This is a genomic window from Streptomyces pristinaespiralis (assembly GCF_001278075.1).
GTDB classification, from domain to species: domain Bacteria; phylum Actinomycetota; class Actinomycetes; order Streptomycetales; family Streptomycetaceae; genus Streptomyces; species Streptomyces pristinaespiralis.
The window spans coordinates 1,011,877-1,023,423 of sequence record NZ_CP011340.1; the positions used below are offsets into that span (position 1 = coordinate 1,011,877).

Genomic DNA, 11,547 nt, shown 5'->3' on the forward strand with positions numbered 1-11,547 from the left:
GGGCGGGCCCCGGTCAGCCGGTGCGGCGGAGACGGGCCAGGGCCAGCCCGCCGAGGACCATGCCGATCAGCCCCACCACCAGGGCCACGACGGCGCCGCCCAGCCCGTTGCCGGTGCCGAGTCCACCGTCGGCGGTGGCCAGGACCACTGCGCCGAGGACGACGCCGACCAGGCCCGCCCCCAGTGCCACGACGGCTCTGCCCCGCCCGTCGCCGGTCGCGGTGCCGGTGCGGCCGGCGGGGCGGGCCACCGCCAGCCCGCCGACGACCACGCCCGCCAGTCCCACCAGGGCGGCCACCACGGCTCCCAGCCGCCCGGCGGTCATGGTGTAGGCGTCGGCGGCGGCCGGGAGCGAGGCGTGGGTGACGACGGTTGCGGCAAGCACGGACCGAACGGACATGAGGTGCTCCTTCTGCTGCTGCGGCTCGATGTCACCCGATCATGTCCGCCGGACCCACCGCCGGTCGTCCGGCGGACGCAGACACTTCGCGCTGCCGCCGGTGCCGCAGGCGCCGCGCAGGTACCGCGTGCGCAGTAGCAGCCGCTGGTCCTCGAGGGGGATCCGCGGGGCCCGTGGCGTCACGGCCCGGATCGGACCACCGCGGCCGGCAGCCTGTCGATCGCCGCGGCGAGGTCGAGGCCCGTGGGGAGCGTGCCGAAGGCCAGACCGCGGTCGCCGGCGAGGCGGGACGCGCAGAAGGCGTCGGCCACGGCCGCCGGTGCGTGCCGGACGAGCAGGGAGCCCTGCAGTACGAGGGCCATGCGCTCGACCAGGCGGCGGGCGCCCAGAGCGGCGTCCTCGGTGAGCACCAGCGCACCGCGCAGTTCCCGCCACGCCGCGTCCAGTCGGGCGTCCGCGCCCGCAGCGGCCTCGATCTCCGCCGCGTACGCCTCCAGGGAGCCGGGCTCACGGGTCAGTGCGCGCAGCACGTCCAGCGCGTTGACGTTGCCGGATCCCTCCCAGATGCCGTTCAGCGGTGCCTCGCGGTAGAGCCGCGGCATGCCGGACGCCTCGTCGTAGCCGTTTCCGCCCAGGCACTCCAGGGCTTCTGCGACCGCCGCGGGCTGCCGCTTGCAGACCCAGTACTTGCCGACCGCGGTCGCCAGTCGCAGGAAGGCGCGCTCCTGGGCGTCGCCCCGCTGCGCGCGGTCGGCCGCTCCGGCGACCCGGAGCGCGAGCGTGGTCGCCGCCTCGGACTCGATGCTCAGATCGGCGACGACGTTGCGCATCAGCGGCTGGTCGATCAGCTTGGCGCCGAACACGGAACGGTGGCGGACATGGTGGGCCGCCTGAGTGAGAGCGGTACGGATGCCGGACGCCGAGCCGAGGACGCAGTCCAGCCGCGTCATCGTCACCATGTCGATGATCGTGCGCACGCCCTGCCCCTCCGCGCCCACGAGCATGCCGACGGTGTCGTCGAACTCGGGCTCGCTGCTGGCGTTGCTGCGGTTGCCCAGCTTGTCCTTGAGCCGCTGGATGCGGAAGGTGTTGCGGCCGCCGTCAGGGAGGACGCGCGGCACCAGGAAGCACGACAGGCCGCCGGGTGCCTGGGCCAGCACCAGGAAGAGGTCGTTCATGGGCGCGCTGGTGAACCACTTGTGGCCCCGCAGCCGCCAGGTGCCGTCGGGCTGCTCGGTGGCGGTGGTGGTGTTGGCGCGGACGTCGGTGCCGCCCTGCTTCTCCGTCATGCCCATACCGGCGAGCAGCCCGCGTTTGCCGGCGGGCGCGCGCATCCCGGGGTCGTACACCCTGCTGGTCAGCAACGGCTCGTACAGCGCGGCGAGTCGGGGCGCCGACCGCAGGGCGGGCACCACGGCATAGGTCATGGACACGGGGCAGCCGTGGCCCTGCTCCGCGGAGCTCCACACCATGAATCCCGCCGCGCGGGCGACGTGGGCGCCGGGCCGGTCGTCGGCCCAGGGGGCGCCGCCGAGTCCCTCGCTGATCGCGACGTCCATGAGCGCGTGGTAGGAGGGGTGGAAGTCCACCTCGTCGATCCGGTTCCCGTACCGGTCGTGGGTGCGCAGTACGGGTTCGCAGCGGTTGGCCTCCTCGGCCCAGCGCAGGACCTGTTCCGAGCCGGCGAGCCTGCCGATGCGGTGCAGGTCCTCGGTGTACCAGCCGGCGCCTTCGCGCCGCAGACCCTCGAGCAGTACGGCGTCGTCCGCGACGTCGTGTCCGACGAGCGGCGGCGGCTGGTTGGTCACGAGGTGCGTGTCGGCGGTGGGCCGGCTGCGCGGGTGCGGGCCGGTGGGTGCCGCGCCGGTCGCCCCGGAGTCCGGAGTCGTCCCGTGGGCTGCTGAGGGGGTCGTCGTCATCGTGGTCCTCGGGGAGTCGTAGGGGTGGTCAGCCGGCGGTCCGGGCGCCGGCGCAGCGCAGGGACATCGCCACCAGTTCGGCGACCAGGTGCTCGGCGGCGTCGCCGGCGGCGGGACCGGCCAGCGGGTCGACCAGCACCTCACCGATCGCGCCGGTCAGGGCCGCGGCGGTGACGTCGGGGTCCTGGGGCGGCAGTTGTCCGCCGGCGATGCCCTCGCGGATCACCTCGGCGAACACGTCGCGGTAGCGACGGCGGAACTCCAGACGTTCACGGGCCACGGCCTGTTCCGCGGGGGCGGCGAGGAGGGCGTGGGCGAGGCCGCGTCGCTCCATGGCGCGGTGGGCGAAGACGCGCACGCCGTGGGCGAGCCGTTCCACGGGGTCTCCGCCGGCGTCCCTGAGGACTTCCCCGAGCACCTCGACCTCGCGCCCGGAGGCGCGCCGGAAGACCTCGACGGCCAGCGCGCTCTTGGAGGGGAAGTGCTGGTAGACGGACCCGACGGACATGCCGGCCGCGGCGGCGACCGCGGTGACGGACGCGTTGGCCCAGCCGGATTCGGCGACGACGGAGGTCGCCCGCTCCACGAGGTGTTCCCTGGCGGCGTCCAGTCGGCTCTGCACGGCGGGTGTCTTGCGGTAGGCCATACAACAAGTGAACCACTGTTCAGACCTTCGGACCAGCCCCGGACAGCGCTCTCCTCGAAGGCCACGGCGGGCAGGCCGGAGCCACGGAACGGAACGGAGGGGGCGAGGTACGTCGGAGCCGGCCGGTCAGCGCGAGGCGGGACCGTTCCGGTGGAGGAGTGGCGCCGGACGCCTCACGCGGAGGCGGACATCTCGGCCGGTGACGCCGGCCCGGTGCCCGCGGCGGACGTTTCCTCGTGTGAACTCCGGTCACCGAGCAGGTGCTTCCTGCCCCAGGCACCGAGGGGGCCGAGCGCCTCGTTGAGGGAGACGCCCAGCGGCGTGAGCGCGTAGGAGACGCGGCGGACCGCTCCCTCACAGTCCTCTTCCCGGACGATGATGCCGTCGGACTCCAACTCCCGCAGATGGGAGGTGAGAACCTTCTCGCTGACGCCGGGGATGCCGCGCCGGAGCTCACCGAACCGGCAGGGACCGGACTCGAGCGCCCACAGGACGAGGACCTTCCACTTGCCGCCGACCACGTCGATCGCCGCGTCGATGCCGCACACATACGCGTCACGCCTGGTCATGCACTCACCTTAAGGTAACCACCCACAAAATAGTGCGTACTTGATCAAGGTCGGTGGCCGTACGAGCCTGATGCGCATGGACAACCACACCTCTTCCCAACACACCTCTTCCGAACACACCTCTTCCAAGGCCCCCGTCACCCTCCTCGGCCTCGGTGACATGGGCACCGCTCTCGCCCGCGCCTGGCTCACCGCGGGGCACCCGCTGACCGTCTGGAACCGCACGCCGGCCAAGGCCGGACCTCTGGCGGCAGAGGGCGCCCGGGTGGCGGCGTCGCCGGCCGAGGCGCTGGCCTCCGCCACCGGTCCCGTCGTGCTCTGCCTCCTGGACGACGACTCCGTGGGCGAGACGCTGGACGGCATCGACCTGACCGGCAAGGACCTGGTCGACCTGACGACCAACACACCCGCCCGGTCCCGGCTGCGGGCCGCCTGGGCCGAGGAGCGAGGGGCCCGGTTCCTGGACGGCGGGATCATGGCCGTTCCCCCGATGATCGGCCGGCCGGAGACCGGCGGCTATGTGTTCTACAGCGGCGACCGCGCGCTGTTCGAACGCCATCGGGAGGTGCTGGAGGCACCCACCGGCGCGAAGTTCGTCGGCGAGGACGCCGGTCACGCGGCGCTGCACGACATCGCCCTGCTGAGCGCGATGACCGGCATGTTCGCGGGCATCACCCACGCCTTCGCCCTGGTGCGTCCCGAGAAGGACCTCGACCTCGCCGGTTTCGCCGCCCTGCTCGCGCAGTGGCTCGGCGCCATGACCGGTATGACCCACGAGATGGCCGCCCAGCTGGAGAGCGGCGACTACACGGAGGGGGTCACCTCCAACCTCGCCATGATGTCGGCGGGCAACGACGCGCTGCTGGCCACGGCCGAGGGCCAGTCGGTCGATCCCCGGCTCCTGACGCCCTTCATGGAGCTGATGCGCCGACGGGTGACGCAGGGCCACGGTGAAGAGGGCCTGGCGGGCACGGTCGGCCTTCTCAGGGGCGAGTGAGGCCGGCCGTCCACCGAGGGCCGACGGCCGGCGTGACGTCGCGCCGGCGGCCCTCACCCGTGGCGGGGGCACCCCGGCACGACCGGATCACCGGAGGGGGATGTCGTGGCCCGGGCCGCGCTCGTCCTCGGAACGCGGCCCGAAGTAGCGGCGGTCGGATTCCTGGATGGCCACGTCGTTGATGCTCGCTTCGCGGCGGCTCATGAGGCCGTGCTCGTCGAACTCCCACAGCTCGTTGCCGTAGCTGCGGAACCACAGGCCCTCGGCGTCGTGCCACTCGTACTGGAAGCGGACGGCTATGCGGTTCCCGTCGAAGGCCCACAGGCTCTTGCGCAGTACGTAGTCCAGCTCGCGCTCCCACTTGGCCGTGAGGAAGTCGGCGATCTGCTCACGGCCGGTCAGGAACACGTCCCGGTTCCGCCAGACGGAGTCCTCGGTGTAGGCGAGGGCCACCTTGTGCGGGTCGCGGGTGTTCCAGGCGTCCTCCGCGGCCTGGACCTTGGCCAGGGCGCTGTCGAGGTCGAACGGCGGGAAGGGCGGGCGCAGTTGGGTCATGAAAGGTGATCCTGCCACGCGCGCGACACCGGGGGTCCGGCCGGCAGCGGCTCCCGGTCAGTCCTCCAGGGTGTCGACCCCTTGGTCCTTCTCGGTGTCCATCGGGTCCACGTCCGCGCCGATCTGGCCCTTCACCCGCTTGCCGAGGACCGCGGCCGCGGCGATCGCGCTGGCCGCGAACGCGGCCGCGAGGATCCACGGGCCGTCGAAGCGGTGGCGGGTCACGTGGTCGAGGGAGTAGCGCCCGGGGCCCATGACGCCGATGGCGGCCGCGGTGAAGCCGAGGAACGCCGGGTACTCGAAGCCGCCGGACTGGGCGAAGAAGCCGGCCGGCGCGTGGACGGAGACGGCGCCCGCCATGTTGCCGGTCACCGCCGCGCCTGCCGCGGGCGTGGCGAGGCCGAGGGCGAGCAGCAGACCGCCGCCCGCCTCCGCGATGCCCGCGGCCATCGCGCTCTGCCTGGGCGGGTGGAAGCCCATGGACTCCATGCCCTTGGCGGTGCCTTCCAGGCCGCCGCCGCCGAACCAGCCGAAGAGCTTCTGGCTGCCGTGGGCGGCGAGGACGGCGCCGGTCCCGACGCGCAGGACGAGCAGGCCGAGGTCACGTCGGTTGAGGGTGGTCATCGGTACTCCCGGGGGCGGTGAGGATGGGCGACGTCATCCACTCTCGGCCCGCCGGGAGCCGGGGCCGTTGCGTTGCTGGACCGTACGGGTGAGGCGGGGCCCGGCGTGCCGTCAGCTCGCCGGCCGCCCCGCGGCCGCCCACAGGTGGTGCAGGGCGTACGAGCTCCACGGCCGCCAGCGCCCGGTGTCCGCGCCGTCGGGCACCGCAGGGTCGCCGGGCACCAGGACGTCGGGGTCGCCCAGGGCGCGCATACGGATCAGGGCGGCCGTCCGGGCGTCGATGCCGGGAAGTCGCAGCAGCCGGTGCTCCGTCTCCTCGCGGTCCGCACCCGGGTCGAGCACGACGTCTCCCGTGGCGAGCGCGTCCGCCAGAGCGCGCAGCGCGGGGTGGCCGGCGCCGGTCAGGTCACGGGCGCGGGGGAACAGGTGGGTGAGGGCACCGCTCGGCACGGGCAGCCGCTCGCCGTGCGCGGCGACGAGTGCGCTCGCGGCGGACGTTCCGACCACCGTGCGGATCGCCGCTTCGTGGGGGTCCGCGGCGCCGGCGACGCGCAGGCCGGGGCGGGCCGCGACGTGGGGGGCGAGGGACGGGTCGTCGCCGAGGCGCTCCGCGACGGCGCAGGGGTCGGCGTCGAGGTCGAGGAGGCGGCGCATCCGCTGGGTGGCGGTGGTCAGGTCGCGCAGGTCCGTCAGATGCAGCCGGCAGTCCAGCCAGCGGCCGGTGCCGGGGCGTTCGCGGACCTCGGCGACCCCGGCGCCGCCGGGCAGGCGCAGGGTGCGGCGGTAGGTGCGGTCGCCGGTTGCTCCGGTGACCTCCTCGATGCCGGTGACGGCATGGGCGGCCAGGTGGTCGAACATCCGGTCGGCCGCGTACGGGCCCCGGTGCGCGAGCCGCAGCGGGATCCCGGCGGCGCCCTTGTCCGGGGCGGCGCGGCCGGGCCTGCGGGCGCGGAGTTCGGTGGGCGTGGCGGCGTAGATCTCCCTGATGGTGTCGTTGAACTGGCGGATGCTCGCGAAGCCGGCCGCGAAGGCGATCTCGGCGGCCTGCAGGGTCGTGGTCTGGAGGAGTACGCGTGCCGTGTGGCCGCGCTGGGCACGGGCCAGCGCGATGGGGCCGGCGCCGAGTTCGGCGTTGAGCTGGCGCTGTACCTGGCGGGCGCTGTAGCCGAGCCGGTCGGCGAGGCCCGCGACGCCTTCCCGGTCGACGATTCCGTCGCCGATCAGCCGGACGGCCCGGCCGACGACGTCGGCGCGGACGTTCCATTCGGCGGAGCCGGGGACGGCGTCGGGGCGGCAGCGGCGGCAGGCGCGGAAGCCGGCGCTCTGTGCGGCCGCGGCGGTGGGGTGGAAGGTCACGTTCTCGCGTTTGGGGGTGACGGCGGGGCAGCTGGGCCGGCAGTAGATACCGGTCGTGGAGACGGCGAAGAAGAACACTCCGTCGAAGCGTGCGTCCCGGCTGCTCACCGCCTGGTACCGGCTGTCCTCTGCCCTGCGTGCCTCGGTCGTCATACGGCCAGTATGGGCGGCCCCCCGACGCCGGACCGGCGGGAATCGGACATGACGCTGATGTGGACCGGGCCGCCGTCGGGGTCGGCCTCGGCCGTCCAGCGGGCGCGCAGATGGACGGGCCGGCCGGGCAGGGCGGTGCGCGGCAGACGCTGCCGGTCCAGCACGCGGCCGTCCTGGTGGACGACGAGGACGGGCGCGGTGAGGCGTTCCGCGGTGCGCAGGACGAAGCGCTCTCCGAGGGGCGGCGGGCCGCCGGGGCGCACGCGGTTCGGTGCGGCCCACAGCAGCGGCGGGTCGACCCGGAGCGGTGCTCCTCCGTCCGGCCAGGGGTCCGTGCCGGCCAGGTGGGCGAGGACCGGGCCGGTGACGCCGCGGCCCTCGGCGGCGGCGCTCACCGCCGGCTCGACGCCGTGCAGCAGGTTGCCGACGGCGAACACGCCGGGCACGGCGGTGCGGAAGGCGGTGTCGACGGCCGGTCCGCGGGTGCCGGGGTCGAGGGCGATGCCGCCGCGCCGGGCGAGTTCGTGCTCGGGCATCCAGTCGCCGGTGAAGACGACGGTGTCGCAGTCGAGGAGTGCGCAGCGGCCGTCGTCGCCCCGTACGCGGACGCCCGTCAGCCTGCCGTGGCCGGTCAGCTCCACGACGGTCGACCCGGTGAGGAGCGGGAACCGGTGGCGCGGTGACCGGAGGGGGCCGCGTGTCCCTTCGGTGACCAGGGCGACGACATGGGCCCCGGCAGTCCGCAGGGTGTCGACGGCGGCACGGGCGACCGCGTCGGCGCCGGCGGTGAAGACGACGACGGCACGGCTGCCGACCGGTTGGCCGTGGACGTGGACGGCCTGCTGGAGTTCGCCGGTGGTGAGGACGCCGGCCGGCCGGGTGCCGGGGACCAGCCGGGCGCTGCGCGGCCGTTCGCGGGCGCCGGTCGCCAGGACGACGGCGGACGCGGACAGGCGCTCGAGGCCGTGCGGGCCGGTCACATCGAGGGTGCGGGGGCCCGCCCAGCCGGTCGCGGTGACGCCCGTGCGCAGTGCGGCTCCGGCGGCGAGGGCCGCGTCGGCGAGGCGCCCGGCGTAGCGGGGGCCGGTGGTCGGGCGGTGGCGGGGTCCGAAGCCTTGGTGGTGGCTGTGGCGTGGGATGCCGCCGGGTTCCTGTTCGCGTTCGAGCACTTCGACGCGGCCGGCGCCCGCCGCGGCCAGGTGGGCGGCGGCGGCGAGGCCGGCGGGTCCGGCGCCGACGACGAGGACGTCAACGGCCCGCGCGGTGCGGCTCATCGGCGGCCGTCCTCGAAGAGGGCGCGAACGGAGGGTCCGCAGTAGAAGCCCTGGCAGCGGCCGCCGCGGGCCCGGGTACGGCGCCGCAGCCCGTCGAGCGATCCGGGCGGGACGGTGCTGGTGAGGGCGTCGCGGATCTCGCCGTGGGTGACGCGTTCGCAGTGGCAGACGATCGATCCGTACGCGGGGTCGGCGGCGATGAGGTCGGCCCGCTGGTAAGGCCGCGGCCGTGCCTCGCCGATGTTCGGCATGTGCACCGGTTCGAGGTCGCGGGCGGGTCCGAGGTGGAGTCCCGCGTCGCCGAGGAGTCCGGTGACGTAGCCGGCGATCGCCATGGAGGCGGTCAGTCCTGTGGAGCGGATGCCTCCGACGGTGACGTACCGCAGGCGGGGGTGCGCCCGGATGCGGTAGTCGTCCTGCCCGGTCGCGGCGCGCAGTCCGGCGTAGACGGCGGTGACCTCCTCGTCGATCAGCGCGGGCAGGATCCGTGCGCCCATGGCCCGCAGGGTTTCGAGGCCTTCGGCGCTCGACCCGGTGGCCCGTTTGTCGTCGAGGTCCTCTGCGGTCGGGCCGAGGATCACGTTCCCGTACACGGTCGGTGCGACGAGGACGCCCTTGCCGAGCGCCGTCGGCACGGGGAGCAGGATGTGCCCGACCAGGGGGCGGGCGAGCTTGTCGTAGACGATGAGCTGGCCGCGCCGGGGGGTGACGGTGAAGTCCTGGCGGCCGAGGAGGCGGTCGAGCTCGTCGGCGTGCAGTCCCGCCGCGTTGACGAGGTAGCGGGTGCGCAACAGGCCGCGGGAGGTGGCCAGTTCGTGGTGCCTTCCGCCGGTGACGGACTGCACCCGGCAGTTCAGGTGCAGGTCGACGCCGGCGCGGACGGCCTGGGTGGCGTAGGCGAGCGTCGTCGTCCAGGGGCAGATGATCCACTCGTCGGGGACCTCCAGGGCGCCGAGCGCCCCCGGGCCCAGGTGCGGTTCCCTGCGGGCGAGTTCGGCGGCGTCCAGCAGGCGGGTGGCGTGGTAGCCGTTGCGGACGGCCTTGGCGGCGAGTGCGGGCAGGGTCGCGAGCTGTTCCGGGTCCCAGGCGACGAGGAGCGCGCCGACGGGTTCCAGGGGGATGCCGCTCTGTTCGGCGTAGGCGGCGAGGCGGCGCCGGCCCTCGCGTACCAGCCGGGACTCCAGGGTGCCGGGCACCGCGTCGAAGCCGGTGTGCAGGATGGCCGTGTTGGCCTTGGACGTGCCGTTGCCGACGTCGTCGCCCGCGTCGACGAGGGCGATGCGCAGCCGGTGGCGGGCCAGTTCGCGGGCGATGGCGGTGCCGACGACTCCGGCGCCGACGACGATCACGTCGTGCAGAAGTTCGGGCAGTTCGCCGCTGGTGGTGACGGTCATCGTGTGCCGTGGTCCCCGGCGGCCGACGGAGAGCGCTCGAGGAGGGCCTCGACCTCCGCGCGGAAGAGGCCGAGCCGTTCGGCCGCCCGGTCGGCGCTGATGCGGGGCTCGTAGACGGCGGACGGTTTCCGGTCGGGGACCACCTGCTCCGGTGCCAGGCCGGGGTCGATGCCGAGCCGGGCGACGGCGGCGGCGCCCAGCGCGGTCGCGTCGGGCAGTGCGGAGACCTCCACGGGCATTTGGAGCAGGTCGGCCTGGGTCTGCATCAGGAGCGCGGACCGGGTGAGGCCGCCGTCGACGCGCAGCGCCGTCAGCGGGGAGCCGAGGTCTTCCGCGACGGCTTCGGTGAGGGAGACGACCTGTGCGGCGATGCCCTCGCACAGGGCGCGCACGAGGTGGCCTGGGCCGGTGTCCAGTCCGAGGCCGGTGACGGAGCCCCTGACGTCGCCGCGCCACCAGGGCGCCGCGAGTCCGGCGAGCGCCGGTACGAAGGTGACGCCGCCGCTGTCGGGGACGGTCGAGCCGACGGTGTCGAGGTCCGCGGCGCCGGTGACGATCCCCAGGTCGCTGAGCCAGGTGACGGCGGAGGCCGCGGTGTAGACCTGGCCGTCCAGGCAGTAGCTCGCCCTTCCGCCGAGCCGCCAGGCGACGCAGCCGACGAGCCCGGTGGTGGAGCGGTGCGGCCGGTGACCGGTGTGGGCGAGCAGGAAGGCGCCCGTGCCGTAGGTGCACTTGGCGGTGCCCGGTCCGGTGACGCGCTGGGCGAGGAGGGCCGCCTGCTGGTCCACGATCAGTCCGGTGAGCGGTGTCCCGGGGCCGAAGGCGGTGGTGACGCCGACGGGGCCGGCGGCGTCCACGACGTCCGGCAGCCGTTCGCCGGACAGGCCGAACAGGTCGAGTGCCCGGGGCGACCAGGCGACCTGGTCGAGGTCGAGGAGCTGGGTGCGGCCGGCGGTGGCCGCGTCGGTGACGAACGCACCGGTGAGCCGGTGCACGAGCCAGGAGTCGCTGGTGGTGACGACACCTTCACGGGTGAGCTCGCGGCGGATCCACGCCATCTTGGGCGCGGCGAAGTACGGGTCCAGGGGTAATCCGGTGAGCTGCGTCAACTCTTCGGCGTGAACGCCCAGTTCGACGCACAGCGGCTCGGCGCGCCGGTCCTGCCAGACGATCGCGTCGGTGAGCGGCTCGCCGGTCGCCGGGTCCCAGGCGAGGACGGTCTCGCCCTGGTTGGCCAGGCCGACCGCCTCCACGGGTTCACCGGCCCGGGCGAGGGCCCCGCGCCCCGCGGCGAGGACGGAGTCGAGCAGTTCGGCGGGGTCCACCTCGACGCGTCCGCCGGGGCCGTAACGGGGGGACACGGGGGCGAAGCCCGTTCCGATCACACCGCGTTCGGGACAGACGACGAGCGCCTTGGTGCCGGAGGTGCCCTGGTCGACGGCAAGCACCGGGCCTGTCATCGGCCACCCCGCTCTCCGGTAGAAGAAACCTTGATCGCAGACGAAAGCGTGGGGCAGGCCGCCGCCGCCGTCAAGGGGCGGTGGAGGACGCCCCATCGGGCGTCGGCTCGGTCAACTGGTTGCCGCACGGCCCGGCTTGAGTAAGATCGGCCCGCAACACGGAAGCGATGCGGTGGACGGAGCGGTTCCCCGTACGTGCC

At 74.3% G+C, this 11,547-nt stretch carries 11 protein-coding genes; 1 reads left to right on the plus strand and 10 read right to left on the minus strand.

The window, feature by feature from the left end; all coding sequences use genetic code 11:
- Positions 1-13: 13 nt before the first annotated feature.
- The 4 genes from SPRI_RS04145 to SPRI_RS04160 form a co-directional block, all read right to left on the minus strand.
- A complete protein-coding gene (locus SPRI_RS04145; protein WP_005308621.1) occupies positions 14-400 on the minus strand; it encodes a DUF6223 family protein in 387 nt (128 codons plus the stop codon).
- Between the two features lie 179 nt (positions 401-579).
- Positions 580-2,319 carry an acyl-CoA dehydrogenase family protein gene (locus SPRI_RS04150; protein ID WP_005308623.1) on the minus strand — a complete coding sequence of 580 codons (1,740 nt, stop codon included), beginning with the start codon at positions 2,317-2,319 and terminating at the stop codon, positions 580-582.
- A 28-nt stretch (positions 2,320-2,347) separates the two neighbouring features.
- Positions 2,348-2,965, minus strand: a complete 618-nt coding sequence (locus SPRI_RS04155) for a TetR/AcrR family transcriptional regulator (protein ID WP_037773125.1) — start codon at positions 2,963-2,965, stop codon at positions 2,348-2,350.
- Between the two features lie 173 nt (positions 2,966-3,138).
- Entirely contained in the window at positions 3,139-3,534 is a 396-nt protein-coding gene (locus SPRI_RS04160) for a winged helix-turn-helix transcriptional regulator (RefSeq protein ID WP_005308627.1), read from the minus strand.
- 76 nt (positions 3,535-3,610) lie between these two features.
- Between SPRI_RS04160 and SPRI_RS04165 the strand changes: the two genes are divergently transcribed.
- On the plus strand, positions 3,611-4,531 hold the full coding sequence (locus tag SPRI_RS04165; RefSeq protein WP_005308629.1) for an NAD(P)-dependent oxidoreductase: 921 nt from the start codon (positions 3,611-3,613) through the stop codon (positions 4,529-4,531).
- A gap of 87 nt (positions 4,532-4,618) precedes the next feature.
- Here the strand turns inward: SPRI_RS04165 and SPRI_RS04170 are convergent, their stop codons facing one another.
- The 6 genes from SPRI_RS04170 to SPRI_RS04195 form a co-directional block, all read right to left on the minus strand.
- Positions 4,619-5,086 (minus strand): nuclear transport factor 2 family protein, encoded by a 468-nt coding sequence (locus tag SPRI_RS04170; RefSeq protein WP_005308631.1) that lies wholly within the window; start codon positions 5,084-5,086, stop codon positions 4,619-4,621.
- Between the two features lie 57 nt (positions 5,087-5,143).
- Positions 5,144-5,710, minus strand: a complete 567-nt coding sequence (locus SPRI_RS04175; RefSeq protein ID WP_053556696.1) for a DoxX family protein — start codon at positions 5,708-5,710, stop codon at positions 5,144-5,146.
- Between the two features lie 111 nt (positions 5,711-5,821).
- Entirely contained in the window at positions 5,822-7,219 is a 1,398-nt protein-coding gene (locus tag SPRI_RS04180; protein ID WP_053556697.1) for a bifunctional transcriptional activator/DNA repair enzyme AdaA, read from the minus strand.
- The gene (locus SPRI_RS04185; protein WP_053556698.1) at positions 7,216-8,493 is read right to left on the minus strand and encodes an FAD-dependent oxidoreductase; all 1,278 of its coding nucleotides are present in this window, start codon (positions 8,491-8,493) and stop codon (positions 7,216-7,218) included. The genes SPRI_RS04180 and SPRI_RS04185 overlap by 4 nt, the downstream gene beginning before the upstream one ends.
- Positions 8,490-9,887, minus strand: a complete 1,398-nt coding sequence (locus tag SPRI_RS04190) for an FAD-dependent oxidoreductase (protein WP_005308638.1) — start codon at positions 9,885-9,887, stop codon at positions 8,490-8,492. Before SPRI_RS04190 ends, SPRI_RS04185 begins: the two co-directional genes overlap by 4 nt.
- A complete protein-coding gene (locus SPRI_RS04195; protein ID WP_053556699.1) occupies positions 9,884-11,347 on the minus strand; it encodes an FGGY family carbohydrate kinase in 1,464 nt (487 codons plus the stop codon). The genes SPRI_RS04190 and SPRI_RS04195 overlap by 4 nt, the downstream gene beginning before the upstream one ends.
- Positions 11,348-11,547 lie beyond the last annotated feature (200 nt).